This window comes from Actinomadura sp. WMMA1423 (assembly GCF_006547145.1).
Classification (GTDB): domain Bacteria; phylum Actinomycetota; class Actinomycetes; order Streptosporangiales; family Streptosporangiaceae; genus Spirillospora.
Genome location: NZ_CP041244.1, coordinates 3,791,235 through 3,810,638, shown reverse-complemented (window position 1 = coordinate 3,810,638; position 19,404 = coordinate 3,791,235). Strand labels below are relative to the sequence as shown.

Below are 19,404 nucleotides of genomic sequence, written 5' to 3'. Positions count from 1 at the left end.
TCCCATGGACGACGTGTTCGGCGCGGGCGCGCTGCGTGAGCGGGTCCTGCGCGCCTGGGCGGAGTCCCCGGCGCGCTTCCGCGAGGACGCCAACGCCGAGGAGGACCACGCGCTCGGCGGCTACCGCGACCGCGTCGTCATCGAGCTGGCGCAGAACGCCGCCGACGCCGCGCGGCGCGCCGGGGTGCCCGGCCGCCTGCGCCTGGCGCTGCGGACCGGCGGGGAGCCGCTGCTGGTCGCGGCGAACACGGGCGCCCCGCTCGACGGGGCGGGCGTCGAGGCCCTCTCGACGCTGCGCGCCTCGGCCAAGCGCGACGATCCCGCCGCCGTCGGCCGCTTCGGCGTCGGTTTCGCCGCCGTGGTCGCCGCCACCGACGAACCGGCCATCGCGTCCGGGACGGGGGGCGTCGGGTGGTCGGCGGACCGCGCCCGGGAGCTGGTCGAGGGGATCCCCGGCCTCGCCGAGGAGATGGGGCGGCGGGGCGGGCACGTGCCGCTGCTGCGGTTGCCCTTCGCCCTGGAGCGGCCGCCCGAGGTCCCCCCGGGCTTCGACACCGTCCTGCGGCTGCCGCTGCGGGACGAGGCGGTCGAGTCCGTCAGGCGGCAGCTCCACCAGGTCGGCGCGGCGCTCATGCTGGCGCTGCCCGCGCTCGAACACGTCGAGGTCGACATCGACGGGGACGTCCGGACGCTGACCGCCGAACGGCCCGTCCCGGGCGAGGTGGTCATCGACGGCGGTCTGTGGCGGACGGTCGAGGGGCATGGGGAGATCCCCGCGGCCCTGTTGGAGGACCGTCCCGTCGAGGAGCGGGCCCGACCGTTCTGGCAGGTGCGTTGGGCCCTCCCAGAGGGTGGACTTCCGGAGGGCACGCCCAGCGTCCTGCACGCGCCCACGCCGAGCGACGAGCGGCTCGACCTGCCCGCGTTGCTCATCGGTTCGTTCCCGCTCGCGCCCGACCGGCGCCACGTCGCGCCCGGGGCGCTGACGGAGTTCCTCGCCGAGCGTTCCGCCGACGCCTATGTGCGGCTGCTGGGCGAGCTGCCCGTCTCGCCCAAGGTGCTGGAGTTCGTCCCTGGGCCGCTCCCCGCCGGAGAACTGGACGCGCGGATCCGGCGCGGGATCCGGGAACGCCTCCCAGAGGCGCCGGTCCTGCCCCACCGGACGCGGGGTCGTGACGCGGTGGCCGTGGACGCGCCGGCCCCGTTCGTCGAGCTGCTCGGCGGCCGGGACACCGAGGGGGACGTCGTGGTCGGCGGCCTGCTCCCGCCCGGGTGGCCCGCGCGGAGCCCGGCGCTCGCGGCCCTCGGCGTCCGGCGGGTGGAACTGGCCGACGTGATAGACGAGCTGGCCGTTGTGGACCGGGAACCGGCGTGGTGGCACCGGGTGTACGAGTCGCTCGCCGGGGCCGCCACGGACGCTCTGGGGGCTCTCCCGGTACCGCTGGCGGGCCGCGGGGGGCCCGGGGTTCCGGCGGAGCGCGCGGTGCGCGTGGTGCGGGGCCCGCGCGGCCTGCTGATCGCGGACGGCGTCGACCCCGCCGGCCTGGACGCGCTCGGGCTGCGCTTCGTCCACCCGGAGGCGGTGCACCCGCTCCTGGCGCGGCTCGGCGCGGTCGAGGCGGGGCCGCGGGCCGTGCTGGCGGACGCCGCCGTGCGGGCCGCCGTCGAGGAGTCGTTCGACTCCGACGACCCCGACGCGGTCGCCGAGGCCGTGCTGGGGCTCGTCGCCGCGGCGCACGCCGATCCCGGCGACGAGCCGTGGCTCGCCGAGCTGGCCCTGCCCGGCGACGACGGCGAGCTCTACCCGGCGGGCGAGCTGCTCCTGCCGGGGAGCCCGCTGCTGGGGCTCATGGCCGAGGACGCGCCGTTCGGCGTCGTGGACGGCGGGCTCCTGGAGCGGTGGGGCCCCGAGACGCTCGCGGCCGCCGGCGTCCTGGACGGGTTCGCCCTGGCCAAGGCCGAGGACGTCAACCTCATGGGCCTCGCCGACGAGGCCGAGAGCCTGGACCTCGACGACGAGGACCTGTGGGCCGACGACGCGCTGCGCCGTCTGGGCGAGCAGGAGCTCCCGCCGCTCGTTCCCGAGTTCACGGCGGTCCGCGACCTCGAACTCGTCGACGACTGGAGGGCGGCGCTGAACGTCCTCGCCGAGCCGCCGTATCGCGCCGTGATCGTGGACCCCGCCCATGTCACCCTGCACAACGGGCGGCGTGTCGCCGTCCCGTCGTACACGGCGTGGTGGCTGAGCCGTCATCCCGTTCTGGAAGGCCGTAGGCCGGGCGAGTTCCGCCTGGGCGGTGACGAGGCGCTGACCGGGCTCTACGACGTCGCTCCCCAGGGCCTGGACGAGCGGCTCCTGCTCGCCTTGGGCGTCCGCACGTCGCTGGCGGAACTGCTCGATGAGCCTGGGGGAGCGCAAGAACTGCTCGATCGTCTCGGCGATGCCCAGCGGTCTGTAGGGCGGGCCCAGTTGGGCGGGCTCTGGACGGCACTGGCCGACGCTCCGGAGGCCGCCGTCGAGCCGCCCGACCGCGTGCGGGCGGTGGTGGACGGCGAGGTCGAGGTGGTCGACGCGGGGGACGCCCTCGTCCTCGACGGCCCCGACGTCCTCCCCCTGCTCGAAGGGCAGCCGCTCGTCATCGCCGGGCAGGGCCGCGACGCGCGCCTCGCCGAACTCTTGGACCTGCCGCTCGCGGGGGAGGAGATCCCGGGGCTCGTGGAGTCCGAGGGCGAGGAACGCCCCGTGCCGGAGGCCGCCAGGGCGGTCCTGCCGGAGGCCCCCGCCGCCTACCTCGCCCACGAACGCCTCATCGTGGACGGCCAGGACGTCCCGTGGTGGACGAGAGACGGCCGGATCCACGCGAGCGGCGCCGGCGGCCTGGCACGGGCGCTCGCCTGGTCCACCGGGCACTGGGCCGACCGGCTCCTGCTGGAGGCCGTCCTGCGCGCGCCTGAAGCCCTGCCCGTCCTGCTCGCCGAGGACGACCTGGAGCCTTAGCGGGCTCGGCGGGCTCTAGGGCGTCTTCTCGCGCTTGGCGGCGCGGTCGGCCTCCTGCCGGGCCCGCCCGGCCTGGAGCCTCGGGACGTACCACACGCCGAACAGCCCGATCGCGATGCCGGCGCCGCACACCCACAGCCACCAGCGGTCCCGCGACGGCAGCCCGATGACGAGCAGCACCACCAGCGCCACCGCCCAGGCGATCGCCCCGGCGGCCGCGACACGGACGTCGTTGGTCTGCATCGGCGGCGGTTCCGGGCGGCGCGGAGGGCTCATGCGCTCAGGCTACGCGGACCCGGCCCGCCAGTCCGCCGGTCATCATGGTGACGAGCAGCTCATAACTGGCCTCCAGGTCCTCGGGCAGCCCGAAACCGCCCGCCGCCTCCAGGACGGCGAACCCGTGGACGGCCGAGCGCAGGCACCGCGCCGCGTGGACGAGCTCCGGGCCCTCGAGCGCGTAGCCGCGCAAGGCCCCGAAGATGACGGTCAGCAGCCGTTCCGAGGCGGCCTGCACCGGGCCGTCCGGCGGGGCCGCCTCCTGCTCCATCGCCCCGTAGCGGCCGGGATTCTCCACCACGTAGGACCGGTAGGCGTACATCAGCGCCCGGACGGCGTCGTCGCCGGACCGCCCGAGCGCGGCCTCCCCGAGCCGTCCGGTGAGTTCTTCCAGGACGCGGGCCGTCACCAGATGTCGCAACTCGGCGAGATTGCGGACATGCTTATACAGGGAGGGCGTCGCGACCCCGGCCCTTCCCGCCACCGCCGCCAGCGTGAGGGCACCGGGGCCCTCGGCGTCCACGACGGCGACGGCGGCGTCCACGACCGCGTCGGGCGACAGTCCCGCTCGGGGCATCGACCCTCCTCTTCGACTCTGTAGCTATCAGGCTAAGGACATTAGCGACAGTGTCAAGTGGCGGCGTGGCAGCATGGGCAGCACAGGAGACCGAGGACGATGACATTGCCACCGATCCGGGGCCGCACGGCGTCCGCGCCCGGCCTGGCCGAGGAGCTGCGCATCTCGATCGCGCGGCTGTCGCGCCGGCTGCGCACGCTGCGGCCGTCCGCGGCGGGCGGGAGCGGCCCGAGCCCGCTGTCGCTCACGCAGTTCGCCGCGCTCGCCGCCATCGAGCGGCACGGGTCGATGACGCCGCGCGAGCTCGCCGACCACGAGAAGGTGCAGCCGCCCTCGATGACCCGCGTCATCGCCCACCTGGAGGAGCGGGGCCTCGTCGTGCGCAGCCCGCACCCGACCGACGGGCGCCAGGTCGTGCTGAACGCGACCGACGCGGGCTCCGCCCTGCTCGCCGACGAGCGGCGCCGCAAGGAGGCGTGGCTCGCGATGCGGCTCGGCGAGCTGACCGACGACGAGCGCGAGATCCTCCGCCGCGCCGCCCCCATCATCGACAAGCTCAGCCGCTCCTGACCGGCCCCTCCCCGAGCCGGGACGCGCGGGGCCGGATTGTGGGCGCTTGCCGGAATGCCGGTGCGGCCATTACCGTTAGCCTTGGTAATGACTTCTGCTAACGAACGCCCCGACGAACCCGAGGGGCCCGCGACGCGCGGGGACCGCGGGGGCCGCTCCGCACACCCGGCCCGGTCCGCCGCGCTCGCGAGCCCCGCCCGCCCCCGCCGTCGCCGCCCCGCCGCCCCTTCCGCGCCGCACACCCCCGCCCGTACGGCCGCGCGCCCGGACGCCGCCACTGGCACCCCGTCCTCGACCGGCAAGGCCGGAACGTTCCACGAGCCCGTCGCGGACGCCGCTCGGCCCGCACCCGGACCAGTGCCCCCCGTCCCCCCGGCCCCTGGTCCGCCCGACACGGAACGCCCGAACGCCGCCGAGACCCGCGAGGCCGAAACGCCCGCAGCCGACACAGCGGGCGCCGAGGCGAGCGCGGCCGAGACAGCGGGTGCCGAAGCAACTGCGGCCGAGACAGGCGCGGGCGAGGCGACCGCGGCCGAGACGGCCGGTGCCGAGGCCGCTGGTGCCGAGGTGGTCGGTGAGGAGGCGGGGGGTGGCGGGGGGATGTTCCGGTCGCTGCGGAACCGCAACTTCCGTCTGTACGCCGCCGGGCAGGTCGTCTCCAACACCGGGACGTGGATGCAGCGGGTGGCGCAGGACTGGCTGGTCCTCGACCTCGCCCACGGGAGCGGCACCGCGCTCGGCATCACGACCGGCCTGCAGTTCCTCCCGATGCTGCTGTTCGGCCTGTGGGGCGGCGTCATCGCCGACCGCTACCCCAAGCGCCGGGTGCTGATGCTGACGCAGGTGTCGATGGGCGTGCTCGCGCTCGTCCTCGGCCTGCTCTCGATCTCGGGCTCGGCGCAGGTGTGGCACGTGTACGTGCTGGCGTTCGGGCTCGGCGTCGCGACCGTCGTGGACAACCCGAGCCGCCAGTCGTTCGTGGTCGAGATGGTCGGCCGGCGCGACCTGCCGAACGCCATCGCGCTGAACAGTGCGACCTTCAACGGCGCCCGGCTGCTCGGCCCGGCCGTCGCCGGAGTGCTCATCGCCCTCATCGGCACCGGCCCGGTCTTCCTGGTGAACGCCGCGTCGTTCGGCGCCGTCCTGTTCGGCCTCTACGCGATGCGCGCGGACGAGCTGCACCCCGCCGCCCCCGTCAAGCGGGCCAAGGGGCAGCTGCGCGAGGGCCTGCGCTACGTGCGCGGGCGCCGCGACCTGGTCCTCGTCCTGGTCCTCATCGGGTTCCTCGCCATGTTCGGCATGAACTTCAACATCACGGTCGCGCTGGTGGCGAAGGAGGTCTTCCACACCGACGCCTCGGCGTTCGGCCTGGCGTCCAGCATGCTGGCGGTGGGCGCGCTCAGCGGGGCCCTGCTGGCCGCCCGCAGGGTCGCCCGGCCACGGCTGCGGCTGCTGGTCGCGGTGGGCCTGGTGTTCGGCGCCCTGGAGGCCGTCACCGGCCTGGCGCCGACGTACTGGTCGTTCCTGGTCCTGCTGGTGCCGACCGGGATCGCGATGATGACGATCATGACGGCGGCGAACGCGACCGTCCAGCTCGGCGTCGCGCCCGAGATGCGCGGCCGCGTCATGGCCCTCTACATGCTGGTGTTCCTCGGGACGAACCCGCTGGGCGCCCCCGCGATCGGCTGGCTGGCCCAGCAGTTCGGCGCGCGGGCCTCCCTCGTCCTCGGCGGACTGGTCTCCGTGGTCGCCTCGCTGGCCGTGGGCGCCCTGGCCGCACGCTGGTCGGCGGACTGGGGCAGGGGGACGCCGGGGGAGCGCGGAGCGGCGCGCCCCGCCCTGTGGGCGAGCGCCGCCCGGCTCCGCCGCGTCCGCGCCGGCGGATGAGGGCCCGGGGCGGCGGCCCCCGAGCCCGCCGCGCCGCCGCGATTCGGTTGGCCCTATTTGCGTGACAAGGAGTGCCACCTGTTGACAAGCTGGCGGGGTGGCCCTGGGGACGCATACATGAGGCTTTTCGTGGCACTCGTCCCGCCGGAGGACGTTCTGGACGAGCTGGCGGAGGCGATCCGGCCGCTCCTCGGGACCCTCCCCGAGCTGCGCTGGGTCCGGCGCGAGCTGATGCACGTCACGCTGACGTTCCTCGACGAGGTCGACGACCGCACCCTGGAGCGGCTGCTCCCGAGGCTGGAGCGCGCCGCCCGCCGCCACGAGCGGATGGCGCTGTCACTGGCGGGCGCGGGGGCGTTCCCCGGCAACGGCGCGCACGCCCGCGTCCTGTGGACGGGCCTTTACGGCGACCGCCGCGCCCTGGCCCGGCTGGCGGCCTCCACCACCGCCGCCGGCCGCCGCGTCGGGACGATCCCCGACAAGCACCGCGGCTTCCGCCCGCACATGACGCTGGCGCGCTCGCGGCGGCCCGTGGACGTGCGGTCGCTCGTCGAGGCGCTGTCGTCGTTCGCCGGCATGCCGTGGACGGCGGACGCGGTCCACCTGATGCGCAGCCGTCTGCCCGGCAAGGACAACACCCAGCTCGTCTACGAGCCGCTGGTGACGTGGCCGCTGCGTCACAGCTCCGGCGGCGGGGGCGCGGGACGGTCGGCGTCGGGCGGGCCCCAGGGGACGCCGTAGCGCTCGCATGCGCGGCGCAGCTCGCCGAGGTCCGGCGGGAACGTGATCTGCCGCAGGATCCGCCCGGACGGCCCCCACACCACGAGGCGGGGCATCCGCTCGACCGCCTCGTCGATGCCGACGCCGCCGAGCCGGTCGCGGGCCACGTCCCACTCGACCCTGCCGCGCCGGGTGACGACGGCGACCCCGGCGGACGACACGCGCAGCTGCGACCGGTTGCGGTCGTACAGCCAGTAGCCCACGAACCCGATCACGAGCCCGGCCGGCACCGACCACATCGCCGTGGCGTTGAACCCGCCGAGATCGGGGCCGAGCCATACCGCGCCGAGCAGCGCCACCGCCTCGCACAGCAGGACGCTCATCCCGTAGGTGCCGACGCGTGACCTGCGGGTCGCGTCGAGGACCGTGCCCGGTGCGGTCACCGGGCTGGGGGCGGTGTGGGCGGGGAAGGCGAGCCCGGCCTCCTCGGACGGCTCGGGCCGGGGCGCCGCGCCCTCCTGCGCGACGCTCCTGGCGGACAGGGCCGGTGCGGGCTCGGGGTCGGGCGCCGAGAGCGACGACATGGCGGAGTGGAACGCGGCGCTCAGGTAGGCGTCGTACTCGGCGTCGTTGACCGGGAGCCCGGCGCGGCGCGCCGAGTCGCGCAGGTCGGTGCGGGAGATCCGCAGGGCCGACAGGGGCGCGGAGAAGAACTCGTCGCCGTCGGAGTCGTACAGCCGGACCCAGGCGTGCCCGGAGACGGTGAGCAGCTCGATGCCGCCGATGCGGTCCTGGGGCATCTTCAGCACCACGTCGCCCGCGGCGTCGGCCCAGCCGAGCCCGTCGTCCTCGACGACGAGGCGCCCGCCGGGCACCTGCGCGAAGATCTCCGGCAGCCCTTCGAGTCCGTAGTCGGGACGGCGCGGCGACCGCGCCCCCGGAGTGATCACGCGGTAGCCGTGGTCGTCGAGGGCGTGGGCGAGCTGGAAGCCGTCCAGGCCGTCGGCGGGGAGCCGGGCGACCAGTTCCATCCGGTGCCCGAACGCCAGCGCGGCGAGGTCGGCGCGGCGCGGCTCGCCGCTCACCGGGTCGAGCCGGAGGCCGGGCCCGACGACGACCGCCGCGACGTCGCCGGCGCGCAGGTCCTGGGCCTCGCGGCGGCGGCCGGGGCGGGCCCGCACCAGCAGCCGCTCCGCGGTGATCGTCCAGCGGACCTGCGCGGCCCGCAGCAGCCGGCGGCGCGCCGCGAGCACGCCGCCGATCCCGGCGAGCGCCCAGCAGCCCGCGGCGAGCCGGGCGCCGAACTCGCTCGTCCCGTCCAGGGCGATCCGGACGACCATGACGGTGCCGAGCAGGACGGTGAGCGCGCCGAGGAGCACGATCCGGCGGCGGCTCGGCAGCGGCTCCGGCGTGGTCAGCCGCTGCTCGCCCGGCGCCGGCCGGGCGCCGGGGCGCGGCGTCTCGGCGGGCGGCTCGTGCGCCGCCGCCAGCAGGGCCGCCTCCTGGTCGAGCAGGCGCTTCTCGGCCGCGTGGTCGCGCGGCAGGGCGCCGCCGCCTGGGACGTCCTCCTCCAGCCCGGAGACGCGCAGGGCCTCGTCGAGCGCCGGGTCGAGCAGGCCGGTGGCCTCGCCGTCGAAGACGTGCATGGGGACGCCGAGCCTGCGGGCCGTCACGAACACCGAGAGCGGCTCCAGGCCCATCGCCGTCATCCCGCCCACCGCGGTGCGGCCGAACCGGTGGAAGACGGTCAGCACGCCGTCTCCCGTGGTGATGGCCAGGCCGTCGATCCGGGAGCGCTCGTAGGAGACCATCGTCAGCCCGCCGGGGCCGATCCGCTCCAGGCCGGCCTCCGACAGCCGCCAGTACGGGCGCGGGCGGCGGCGGCGCGCCTCCGGGACCGCGCCGAGCAGCCACGGGAACGCGGCGACCGCGCCGATCAGCGCGGCCCACAGCCACACCGGCCGGATCGGCAGCAGCGCCAGCGCCACCGCGAGGACGGTGAACGGACCCGCGGCGACGGGGCGCCACCGGCCGCCCGATCCCGCGAGGCCCACCAGCTCATGCTCCACAGTCCGCATCCTCACACGGGTCCCCGCGGGACCGTCGCCCCCTTCCACGATCCGGTCGCCCTCCGGAACCGACATCCATCGCGCCGGTCAGGTCGAGGCTCCACTCCCGTCATATGACTCTCACCGGTCCCGGGGAACTCCCCGCTCACCCCCGCCGCCGGAGCAGGCCGTAGCCGACCGCCGCCGCGATGGCGAGCGCGAGGAACAGCCCCACCCTGGTGTTGGTCGCGTCCCGGTGGCCGCTTCCGGCGTCCTCGGCGGCGCCGGCGTTCTTCGGGCCGGGGGAGGGGGACGGCAGCGCCTCCTCCGGGAGCGGAACCCGGTAGACCGGCTGCTTCGTGCCCTCCGAACCCACCAGCAGCGACCTGCCGTCCGGGGTGTAGGTCACGGACTCGCCCTGCACCTGCGTGGGCAGGTCGATGGACTTGGAGGACCCGCCGGGGCGGCCGTCGGCGCCGACCTTGTACAGGCGCGCGCCGAAGTAGGTGCGGATGACGCAGGTCCGCCCGTCGGGGGCGAACGCGCCGTCGGTCGCGATCGCCGGGGCGTCCCCGACCTTGCGCAGCACGTTGAGCCCGCCGGTCCGCAGCCGCGCGGGCGCCTCGTAGACCTTGCCGCCGAACAGCTTGCTGGCGACGTAGAGGCGGTTCGTGCGCGGATTGATCATCATGGTCTCGGCGTTGCGCGGCCCGTCCTCGTACCTCATCCGGAACCGGGTGGCCTGGAGGGTCTGGCTCCGCAGGCGGGCCGGCTCCGGGATCCGGTAGACGGTCACGTAGGGCCACGCGCCGCCGAGGTTGTCGCCGATGTCGGCAACGAAGATCGCCGGACGGCCGCGGCCGTCCCTGCCGATCGCCATCGCCTCCCAGTCGCGGGCCTGCGCCCCGGCGAGCGTGAGCACGGCGACGACCTGCCCGCCGGGCCCCAGCGCGTAGACCTTCGGGACGCCGCCGGAGTCGTTGTGGGTGTACACGACGCCCTTGTGCAGGGCGCTGGCGGCCAGCCCGCTCGACTCGGTGATCCGCGGATCCCTGATCGTGAAGGCGACCGTGTCGCCGCGGGCCGTGCCGCCGGGGACGGCGCCCGGCGGGCTCGCGGAGGCGGCGGGGGACAGCAGGCAGACCGGGGCGCCGGCGAGGAGGACGGCGGCGCCCGCCCGGACGGCGGCCCGGCGTGCTGACATGGATCGATCATCCCCGTTCCGCGCCCCGACGATCACCTGATCCGCGCCGCTCAGCCCAGCAGCGCCCCGAGGACCACGGCCAGGATGAGCGCGGTCAGCACGGTGGGCAGCAGCCATTGGGGCGCGCGGTTCACGCCCCCGAGCTTATTCGCCCTCCCGGTCGCCGCGAACCGTCCACCCATGATCTGCATCTCATCCTGCATGTGCGGATTGTTCGGGGTGGTGCGTTCGCCGTTCGCCGCCGACCCGGGGCGGGCGTCGGACGTCCTCGTGACGCTGGGGGCGCTCGCCGAGGAGCGCGGGACCGGCTCGGCCGGCCTCGCGCTGCTCGGCGGCGCACCGGGCCTCGGCGGGCGGGCCGCCGGCGACGGCTGCCGGGTGGTGGAGGGACGCGGTCGCTTCTCGGGGGTGTGGCGGCCCGGGCTGCTGCCCGAGCTGGACCGCGCGGCCGTGGCCCTCGGCCACACGCGCCGGGCGGGCGCCGCCGGCGGCGAGCCGATCCTGCGGCTTCTCGCCGGCCGCCGGACCACCGGTGAGATCACCGGCGTCCTCGGGGCCCTGGCCGGAGGTGTCGCGCTGGCCTGGGTCGAGCGCGACCGCCCCACCGAGGTGCACCTGGCCCGCGGCGAGCTCAGCCCGCTCGCCATGGCCGTGGACACCGACCAGAACATCTACTGGGCCTCCGACCCGCGCTGGCTCCGGGAGGCCGAGCGGCACACCCGGGTCCGGTTCGCCACCGTCGTGCTCCTGCGCGAGGGGACCTACATGAGGGTCGGCATGGAGCGCCGTCCCGGACGCCGCGACCGGCCCGAGGTCCTGGCGTCGGCGGCCTTCGTGCCGGCGCGGTGCACCGGCACCGATCCGCGCGTCTTGACGGGCTTCACACCGGCCGGCGCCGAGGGCGGCCGCGACGACCTGCTCCACACCGTGGCGGCGCGGGCGGGCGGCGCGGGCGGTCTGCTGACCGTCGCCTGAACCGGCCCTCGGGGGAGCGGCGTGGCCCCCCGAGGGCTCCGGCGGGTCAGGGCGGCAGCGGGTCAGAGACGCTCGACGACGTGGTCGACGCAGGCGGTCAGCGCCTCGACGTCGTCCGGGTCGATCGCCGGGAACATGCCGATGCGCAGCTGGTTGCGGCCCAGCTTGCGGTACGGCTCGGTGTCGACGATGCCGTTGGCGCGCAGCACCTTGGCCACGGCGGCCGCGTCCACGTCGTCATTGAAGTCGATCGTGCCGACGACCTGCGAGCGCTGCGCCGGGTCGGCCACGAACGGCGCCGTGTAGGAGGTCTTCTCGGCCCAGGTGTAGAGCCGCTGGGACGAGTCGGCCGTGCGGGACGTGGTCCACCGGAGGCCGCCCTGCCCGTTCATCCACTCGATCTGCTCGGCGAGCAGCAGCAGCGTGGCGACGGCGGGCGTGTTGTAGGTCTGGTCCTTGGCGGAGTTGTCGACGACCGTCTTCAGGTTGAAGAACTCGGGGACGTACCGGTCGGACATGGCGATCTCGTCGATCCGCTCAAGCGCGGCGGGGGACGCGAGCGCGACCCACAGGCCGCCGTCCGCCGCGAAGCACTTCTGCGGCGCGAAGTAGTAGACGTCGGTCTCGGACACGTCGACGGGCAGGCCGCCCGCGCCGGACGTGGCGTCCACCAGGACGAGCCCCTCCCGCGCGGTGGTGCCCGCCGGGCGCCTGATCGGCATGGCGACGCCGGTCGAGGTCTCGTTGTGGGTGAGCGCGTAGACGTCGACGTCCTCCTCGGCGGACGCTTCGGGGTGCGTGCCGGGCGGGCCGGAGATGACGGTGGGGTCGCCCAGCCAGGGCGCGCCCGTGGTGACCTTGGCGAACTTGCTGGAGAACTCGCCGAAGGTCAGGTGCTGCGACCGCTGCCGTACGAGGCCGAACGCGGCCGCGTCCCAGAACGCCGTGGTGCCGCCGTTGCTGAGCAGGACCTCGTACCCCTCGGGCAGGGAGAACAGCTCGGCCAGCCCCTCCCGGACGCGGCCGACGAGGGACTTCACCGGCTTCTGCCGGTGCGAGGTGCCCATGTAGGTCGAGCCGGACCCGGCGAGGGCCGCGAGCTGCTCGGGACGGACCTTGGAGGGACCGCACCCGAAGCGCCCGTCGGCGGGCTTGAGATCGGCGGGGATTTCGATGGTGGGATTAGCGCTGTCGGTCACTCACCCGAGGCTATCTGACCTGCGGTGAAGATCGCGGGTCGGGTTCACATGCCGAGACGGCGGCGGCGCCACGCCCAGGTCAGCAGCGCGACGAGGGCGACGGCGCAGACGCCGCCGACGACGGCGGGCGGGTAGACCCAGTCGTCGCCCCTGGCATGCGCCTCCACGGCGGTGCTCGCGGAGTCGTAGGTGAGGAACGCCAGGAAGAGGGCGGCGAGAGCGACGGCGATCCGTCCCGCGACCGCGTTGGTGCCGCGCCGGCGCTCCTCGCGCTCCGCCTCGAACCGCCGCAGCGTCGCGGCGGCCTCGGCTTCGGCCTCCGGAGCCCTGGGCCGCACGCCGGAGCCGGCGCCGGAGGCCGCACCGGACGCGGGGCCGATGTCGCCGTCGAGCGGCTCGTCTCCGGCGGAGGGGGCTTCTCTCATGCCGCCAATGATGACAAAGTGGCCGAGTTTCACGAACCCGCACATGATCAGCGGAAAGTTCCGATCCAATGCCCGCCTGGCCGCGTCCAATCCGGGCGGGGGGGTGAACGGGCACCGGGTGAACGGGCACCGGGTGAACGGGCACGGCGGAGCGAGGCGAGCACGGAAGCGAGGCGGGAGATGGCGGGCGACGGCGACCGGATCCTGAGCGAGGATCGGCTGCGCGGGGTGCTCGACCTGTTCGAACGGCTGCGGGAGCGGCCGCCGTGGCGGTGGCGGGAGCGGCTGCGGCCCCTGCTCCTGCTCCTCGGCCCCGTGCGCCCCGCCTCCCACGTCGCGGAGATGCTCAAGTCCCGCTGCGAGGACGAGCGGGCCCCGGTCTCGCACATCGCGGCCGACACGCCCGCGACCGACGTCGCGGGCGTCCTGCGGGAGGCCAAGCGCGAGCTGTCGCAGCCGAGCAGCCGCGCCCGGGGCGAGCCCGCGCTGCGGTTCCCGCTGCTGGAGATGGCGCTGTGGCTGCGCGACCTGCGGGAGATCCGGCGCGCCGGCGACCGCCCGCCGCCGCGCGGCGCCTCGTCGGCCGAGCGCGAGAACCACCTGCTCGTCCGGCGGCTGACCCATCCGCCGGTCGGCGACAACGAGAACGCGCGCCGGCGCGAGCTGAACCGGGTGATCAGGCGGCGCGGCCGCGACGTCCTGCGCGACCTGGAGGAGGTGCGCAGCAGGCCCGCCACGTTCTTATCGTTCCTGGAGCAGATCGCTCCCATCGGCATCGCGGCCGTCGCGCTGATCAGCGCCGGGACGGCGGCGGCGCTCGACCTCGCCTCCGCCGTGCTCGCGGCCGTGGTCGGGCTCGCGTTCGTGACCGTGCAGATCGTCGCCCGCACGCGCGGCTGGTACGGGGTGCGGCGGTTCGGCTGGTTCCTGCGCCAGCCCTACGTCGACCGCGACTCCACCGGATTCCTCGGCTTCGCGCTCGGCGTGTTCGACCCACGCCCGGTCGAGCCGGACGACCACGGCGAGCAGCTCGACCTGCTGCTCGTCGCCGCGTTCCTGGAGGACCTGCGCCGCAACTACCGCCGCGACTACCGGCGGGCCGCGTGGGCCCGGGTCCGCTACCCGGTGCTGATCTTCGAGCACCTGTCCGCCGGGCATCCCGGGGTGGTGTTCGTGGAACTGGTCGAGCGGGTCCGCGCCGACAGCCAGGCGAGCGAGCGGCTGCCCGGCTTCGACCCGCTCGTCGTCGTCGCCGGCGTCGACCCCGCCGCCCCCGCGGGCGCCGGCGCGCCGTCCGGGCCCCTGCTGCTCGACCGGCTCGCGCAGGCCGTCCGGGTGGACGTGGGGTCGGACGAGCCGCAGAGCGTCATCGCCGCGCGCGGCCTGTGGGACCGCTACACGCGCGAGCAGCGGCGGGTCGGCGCGCTCGGATCCCGGCGCGAGCTGCGCGTGGACGTCACCCGCGACCCGGGCGGCGACCTGCCGCCCGTCCGGCCGGTGCGGCGCCGCCCGCGGCCCGCCCATCCGGCGCTGCCGTGGATCGCCATGGTCGCGGTCGCCGCGGCGTCCGTCTCGGTGATCTCGGTGCAGGCGGTGCGGTACTGCTCGCCGTTCGGCATCAGGCGGATGGCGAACGGGGAGTGCGTCGGCATCACCGACGGGTCGTTCCGGTTCGGTGAGGACTCCGGCGGCAAGAACAACGACAACCGGCTCAACAAGGTCCTCGACCGGATCCAGGAGCTGAACGACCACGTCAAGGAGTCCGGCAAGCCGTACGCGACCGTGGTCTACCTCGGCCCGGTGACGGCCGACCCTTCCATCAAGAACAAGCAGATCGACCTGCTCGCCGGGGTGCAGGGCGAGCTGATCGGGCTGGCGATCGCGCAGAAGCGGTTCAACGACGCCGCCGAGGGCGACGACCTGCGGCTGCGCGTCCTGGTCGCCAACGCGGGCGCCAAGTTCCGCTACGCCGAGGACGTCGCCGAGCAGATCCGGCGGCGGGCGCTGAGGGACCGCTCCATCGTCGCCGTGATCGGGTTCGAGCAGAGCCGCAGGCAGACCCAGCAGGCGATCAGGCTGCTGGCCAAGTCGGCGCTGCCCCTTGTGGGCACCGCCAACAGCTACGACGGGACGGCGCTTCTCGACGGTGACGCGGGCTACTCGCCGTACTACTTCAGGCTCGCGTCGCCGAACGCGCGGACCGCCGCGCACGCCGCGTACTGGGCGCGGAACGGCGACGTCGGCGACGAGAAGGCGGCCGATGCCCTGGTCATCTACGACGCCGACCCCGACGACCTCTACAGCGCGAACCTGGCGACCGACTTCCAGAAGTCGTTCCGGCCCGGCCGCGCGCTGATGCGCCCGTACCGGAACCCCGGCGAGCTGAACAAGTCGGTCAGGGAGGCGTGCCAGAAGCAGCCCGACCTCTTCTACTACGCGGGGCGCTCGGACGAGTTCCGCTCGTTCGTCAACGTCCTGGAGCTGTCGTGCCCGAGGCGCCCGCTGGTCCTCGCCGACGACGAGATCGCCAAGTACGTCAGCGACAACGCCGAGGAGCTCGGCCGCAAGAACACCTTCGACCTGTACTTCACGCCGCTCGCCGCGCGGGAGGCGTGGACGTGGCGCTGGATCGGCGACCAGTCGCCGCAGACGTTCTACTCCGACTACGACCCGGCCGTCCGGGAGATGACCGACGACGAGGACGACCCGTCCGGGCGGCGGCCGTCCATCACCCGCGCCGCCGTCAGCTACGACGCGGCGACCCTCGTCGCGACCGTGGCGAGCAAGGTCTACTGGCAGGAGAAGGCGCTGCCGTCGGCGGGTTCGGTGTTCGCCGCGCTCAACGACCCCGACCACGACGTCCTGCGCAACGGCGCCAGCGGCGTGCTGCGGTTCGGTCCCCGGGGCACCGGACACCAGGTGCTCGACCGGCCGGTGATCCTCGCGACGATCGAGCGGGACGGGACGACGGAGGTCGAGCAGGTCTGCGGCCGCCTCGTCGCCGGCGGGCAGGGCCGGGCCCACTGCCCGCCCGGGGAGAAGCAGGGCGGCGCCGCCGCGCGGTAGGGCCCGGCCGCTGGGAAGGCCCTGGGCACGGCGAAGGCGCCGGGCACGGCAAAGGCCCCCGGTTCTCCCGGGGGCCTCAGGCGCGTTCGGTGCGGGGGGACGGGCCGGATCAGCCGGCCTGGCGCTTGAGGACCTCCGCTGCACCGGCGACCTCGCTGAGGGAACGGCTGCCGGGGCCGGTGTACCGGGCGCTCGGCCGGACGAGGCGTCCGGTGCGCTTCTGCTCCAGGATGTGCGCCGCCCAGCCGGCGGTGCGGCCGCAGGTGAACATCGCGGGCATCATCGCGGTCGGGACCTCGGCGAAGTCGAGGATGACCGCGGCCCAGAACTCCACGTTCGTCTCGATCGGGCGGTCCGGGCGGCGCTCGCGCAGCTCGGCCAGGGCCGCGTCCTCCAGGGCCTTGGCGGCCTCGAAGCGGGGCGCGTCCAGCTCCCTGGCGGTGCGGCGCAGCACGCGGGCGCGCGGGTCCTCGGCGCGGTAGACGCGGTGCCCGAAGCCCATCAGCCGCTCGCCGGAGTCGAGGATGTCGGTGACGACCTTGCGGGCGTCGCCGAGCTGCTCGACCTTCTCGATCATCGGCAGGACGCGGGCGGGGGCGCCGCCGTGCAGCGGGCCCGACATGGCGCCGATCGCGCCCGAGATGCTGGCCGCCACGTCCGCGCCGGTGGAGGCGATGACGCGGGCGGTGAAGGTGGAGGCGTTCATGCCGTGCTCGGCGGCCGAGACCCAGTACGCGTCGATGGCCCGGACGTGCTTCGGATCGGGCTCACCGCGCCAGCGGACCATGAACCGCTCGGTGATGGTGCCGGACTCGTCGATCCGGCTCTGCGGGACCATCGGCCTGCCGACGCCGCGCGCGGACTGCGCCACGAACGACAGCGCCGTCACCGACACCCGGGCGAGGTCGGCGCGGGCCTCCTCGTCGGAGATGTCGAGCAGCGGCTTCATGCCGTAGGCGGTGGCGAGGGTGGGGAGGGAGCTCTGCACGTCCACCCGCACGTCGCCGGAGGTGACCGGGAGCAGGTGCGGATCGGCGGGGGCCAGGCCCGGGTCGAAGCTGTCGTCCACCAGGAGCCCCCAGGCGTCACCGAAGGAGACGCGGCCGACGAGCTCCTCGATGTCGACGCCCCGGTAGCGGAGGGCGCCGCCCTCCTTGTCCGGTTCGGCGATCTCGGTCTCGAAGGCCACGACCCCCTCGAGACCGGGTTTGAAGTCGGACATGTCGTCCTGCCTTTCGTCTCCAAGAGTGATAAGGCGGTGCCGTGCCATTGAACCCTGTCCGCCTTACTGACCAGTACCCAGGGGTCCTGCGAGTTGCACAGGGCCCAGGTGAGAGGCTCGGACGCTGTGGATTCCCCAACGCCCGACCCCGCGCGGCTCCGCAGATCCTACGAGGGGGGCGAATTGTCCGAGTCGGCGCTCCCCGCCGACCCGCTCGCCCTGTTCGCCGCGTGGTTCGCCGAGGTGCACGCCTCGGGGCTGGCCGAACCGAACGCGATGATCCTCGCCACCGCGTCCGGCGACGGCGTGCCGAGCGCCCGGACCGTCCTGCTCAAGGGCTACGGGCCGCAGGGCTTCCGGTTCTTCACGAACCTGACCTCGCACAAGGGGCGCGACCTCGCGGAGAACCCGCGCGCGGCGCTGGTGTTCCCGTGGCATCCGATGTACCGGCAGGTGCGGGTCGCCGGACCGGTGCTCGAACTCGCGCGCGAGGAGACGGCCGCCTACTTCCGGACCCGCCCGTACGGATCGCGGATCGGCGCCTGGGCGAGCGAGAACCAGTCGGGCGTCATCCCCGGGCGGGAGGCTCTCGAGCGCGCCTACGCCGAGGCGGCCGCCCGCTGGCCCGACCCGGCCTCCGGGGCGGTGGAGGGGGACGCGGCCGACGCCGTCCCCCTGCCGGACTTCTGGGGCGGCTACCGCGTCGTCCCCGAGTCGATCGAGTTCTGGCAGGGCCGCCGCGACCGGCTCCACGACCGGATCCGGTACCGCCGGGCGACCCCTGCCGACGGGGAGGGATGGGTGGCGGAGAGACTGTCTCCGTGACATCGGAACAGCAGCCAACCCCCACCGACGGTCCTGACGCTCGCGAGGCCGCGAAGGCCGGACGTCCCGGGGAGCAGGACGACCCCGAACCGGAGAGACCCGAGGAACCGCCCGGGACGGCCCGCCGCAGGAGGCTGCGGGGCCTCGCGATCGACACCCGTCCGTTGGGCTGCCCCGCCTACCGGCGGCTGTGGCTCGGGCAGGGCGTGTCGTTCGTCGGGTTCCAGGTCACCGCCGTCGCCGTCCCCGTACAGGTCTACGACATGACCCGGTCGTCGGCGTGGGTCGGCGCCCTCGGGGTCGTCAACCTCGTCCCGCTGATCGTGTTCGGCCTGTGGGGCGGCGCCGTGGCCGACCACATGGACCGGCGCAGGCTGCTGTTCGCCTCTTCCTGCGTCATGTGGGCGGCGACGCTGCTGCTGCTCGTGCAGGCGCTGCTCGGCGTCGGCAGCCTCGCGCTGATCATGGGCGTGGTGGCGGTCCAGGCGGTCGGGTTCGCGGTGGCCTCGCCGACCCGCAGCGCGATCGTCCCCCGGCTGGTCGACCGGCGCCTCGTTCCGGCGGCCAACACCCTCAACTTCACCGCGAGCCAGTTCGGGATGCTGGCCGGGCCGCTGTTCGCCGGCGTCCTGCTCGCCCACTGGCACTACGCGGCGGCCTACGCGCTCGACGCCGTCCTGTTCACCGTCGTGCTGTACGCGGCGCTGAGGCTCCCGCCGATCCCGCCGCTCGGAGACGTCACCGGCACGCCCGGCCTGCGGTCGGTCTTCGACGGGCTCCGCTACCTGGCCACCCAGCCGGTGCTGCTGATGTCGTTCGTCGTGGACGTCATCGCGATGGCGGTCGCCATGCCGCGCGCCCTGTTCCCCGAGGCGGCCGAGACCCGGTTCGGGGGCGAGGGCGCGGTCGGCTACCTGTTCGCCGCGATCGCGGTCGGCGCGTTCCTCGGCGGGCTGTCGTCCGGCTGGATCGGACGGGTGCACAGGCAGGGGATCGCGCTCGTGGTCTCCATCGCCGTCTGGGGCCTCGCCGTCGCGGCCTCCGGGCTGGCCGGGAGCCTCTGGCTCGCCGTGGCGCTGCTCGCCGTCGGCGGCGCGGCGGACCTGGTGTCGGCGGTCTTCCGCCAGTCCATGCTCCAGACCTACGCCCCCGACCGGATGCGCGGGCGGCTCCAGGGCGTCTTCACCGTCGTCGTCGCGGGCGGGCCCCGGCTCGGGGACGTCCGGGCGGGGGCGACCGCGAGCGTCGTGGGCGCCACCGCGTCGTGGGTCGGCGGGGGGCTGGCCTGCGCGGCGCTGGTCGTCGCGGCGGGCTTCGCCGTCCCCGCCCTGCTCCGCTACGACACCCGCACCGCCGGGAGCGTCTCCGCCGAACCGGTGCCCGCGGAGAGTTGAGCCCGCCCAGGATCGGGC

The 19,404-nt window shown here is 75.0% G+C and carries 16 protein-coding genes; 8 read left to right on the top strand and 8 right to left on the bottom strand.

The window, feature by feature from the left end:
- Positions 1-4: 4 nt before the first annotated feature.
- Positions 5-2,998 carry a sacsin N-terminal ATP-binding-like domain-containing protein gene (locus FKD65_RS17600; RefSeq protein WP_141578518.1) on the top strand — a complete coding sequence of 998 codons (2,994 nt, stop codon included), beginning with the start codon at positions 5-7 and terminating at the stop codon, positions 2,996-2,998.
- A gap of 15 nt (positions 2,999-3,013) precedes the next feature.
- On the opposite strand, the gene FKD65_RS17595 is transcribed toward FKD65_RS17600, so the two are convergent.
- Positions 3,014-3,274: a DUF2530 domain-containing protein gene (locus FKD65_RS17595; protein ID WP_141578517.1), complete on the bottom strand. Its 261-nt coding sequence runs from the start codon at positions 3,272-3,274 to the stop codon at positions 3,014-3,016.
- A gap of 4 nt (positions 3,275-3,278) precedes the next feature.
- On the bottom strand, positions 3,279-3,851 hold the full coding sequence (locus FKD65_RS17590) for a TetR-like C-terminal domain-containing protein (RefSeq protein ID WP_141578516.1): 573 nt from the start codon (positions 3,849-3,851) through the stop codon (positions 3,279-3,281).
- A gap of 99 nt (positions 3,852-3,950) precedes the next feature.
- Here FKD65_RS17590 and FKD65_RS17585 point away from each other — a divergent pair, with 99 nt between their 5' ends.
- The 3 genes from FKD65_RS17585 (at position 3,951) to thpR (ending at position 7,049) form a co-directional block, all read left to right on the top strand.
- Positions 3,951-4,421: a MarR family winged helix-turn-helix transcriptional regulator gene (locus FKD65_RS17585; protein ID WP_141578515.1), complete on the top strand. Its 471-nt coding sequence runs from the start codon at positions 3,951-3,953 to the stop codon at positions 4,419-4,421.
- Positions 4,422-5,021: 600 nt separating this feature from the next.
- Positions 5,022-6,308, top strand: a complete 1,287-nt coding sequence (locus FKD65_RS17580; RefSeq protein WP_141586905.1) for an MFS transporter — start codon at positions 5,022-5,024, stop codon at positions 6,306-6,308.
- Positions 6,309-6,425: 117 nt separating this feature from the next.
- Positions 6,426-7,049 carry an RNA 2',3'-cyclic phosphodiesterase gene (gene thpR / locus FKD65_RS17575; protein WP_141578514.1) on the top strand — a complete coding sequence of 208 codons (624 nt, stop codon included), beginning with the start codon at positions 6,426-6,428 and terminating at the stop codon, positions 7,047-7,049.
- On the opposite strand, the gene FKD65_RS17570 is transcribed toward thpR, so the two are convergent.
- From FKD65_RS17570 to FKD65_RS44300, 3 genes are all read right to left on the bottom strand, one after another.
- On the bottom strand, positions 6,986-9,106 hold the full coding sequence (locus tag FKD65_RS17570; protein WP_240810205.1) for a hypothetical protein: 2,121 nt from the start codon (positions 9,104-9,106) through the stop codon (positions 6,986-6,988). The genes thpR and FKD65_RS17570 overlap by 64 nt on opposite strands.
- 136 nt (positions 9,107-9,242) lie before the next feature.
- Entirely contained in the window at positions 9,243-10,280 is a 1,038-nt protein-coding gene (locus FKD65_RS17565) for a hypothetical protein (protein ID WP_141578512.1), read from the bottom strand.
- A gap of 50 nt (positions 10,281-10,330) precedes the next feature.
- Positions 10,331-10,483, bottom strand: a complete 153-nt coding sequence (locus tag FKD65_RS44300) for a hypothetical protein (protein ID WP_168221080.1) — start codon at positions 10,481-10,483, stop codon at positions 10,331-10,333.
- A gap of 19 nt (positions 10,484-10,502) precedes the next feature.
- Here FKD65_RS44300 and FKD65_RS17560 point away from each other — a divergent pair, with 19 nt between their 5' ends.
- Positions 10,503-11,255, top strand: coding sequence for a hypothetical protein (locus FKD65_RS17560; protein WP_141578511.1), 753 nt, complete (start codon positions 10,503-10,505; stop codon positions 11,253-11,255).
- Between the two features lie 62 nt (positions 11,256-11,317).
- On the opposite strand, the gene serC is transcribed toward FKD65_RS17560, so the two are convergent.
- Together serC and FKD65_RS17550 are read right to left on the bottom strand one after the other, a co-directional pair.
- Positions 11,318-12,454 (bottom strand): phosphoserine transaminase, encoded by a 1,137-nt coding sequence (gene serC, locus FKD65_RS17555; protein WP_141578510.1) that lies wholly within the window; start codon positions 12,452-12,454, stop codon positions 11,318-11,320.
- 44 nt (positions 12,455-12,498) lie between these two features.
- Positions 12,499-12,879 carry a hypothetical protein gene (locus FKD65_RS17550; RefSeq protein WP_141578509.1) on the bottom strand — a complete coding sequence of 127 codons (381 nt, stop codon included), beginning with the start codon at positions 12,877-12,879 and terminating at the stop codon, positions 12,499-12,501.
- Between the two features lie 180 nt (positions 12,880-13,059).
- Here FKD65_RS17550 and FKD65_RS17545 point away from each other — a divergent pair, with 180 nt between their 5' ends.
- The gene (locus tag FKD65_RS17545; RefSeq protein ID WP_141578508.1) at positions 13,060-15,945 is read left to right on the top strand and encodes an ABC transporter substrate-binding protein; all 2,886 of its coding nucleotides are present in this window, start codon (positions 13,060-13,062) and stop codon (positions 15,943-15,945) included.
- Positions 15,946-16,054: 109 nt separating this feature from the next.
- Here FKD65_RS17545 and FKD65_RS17540 read toward each other — a convergent pair whose 3' ends face one another.
- Positions 16,055-17,167 (bottom strand): citrate synthase 2, encoded by a 1,113-nt coding sequence (locus FKD65_RS17540; RefSeq protein WP_141578507.1) that lies wholly within the window; start codon positions 17,165-17,167, stop codon positions 16,055-16,057.
- Between the two features lie 183 nt (positions 17,168-17,350).
- Between FKD65_RS17540 and pdxH the strand changes: the two genes are divergently transcribed.
- Positions 17,351-17,992, top strand: a complete 642-nt coding sequence (pdxH, locus tag FKD65_RS17535) for a pyridoxamine 5'-phosphate oxidase (RefSeq protein WP_240810204.1) — start codon at positions 17,351-17,353, stop codon at positions 17,990-17,992.
- Entirely contained in the window at positions 17,989-19,386 is a 1,398-nt protein-coding gene (locus FKD65_RS17530; RefSeq protein WP_240810203.1) for an MFS transporter, read from the top strand. Before pdxH ends, FKD65_RS17530 begins: the two co-directional genes overlap by 4 nt.
- Positions 19,387-19,404: the final 18 nt, after the last annotated feature.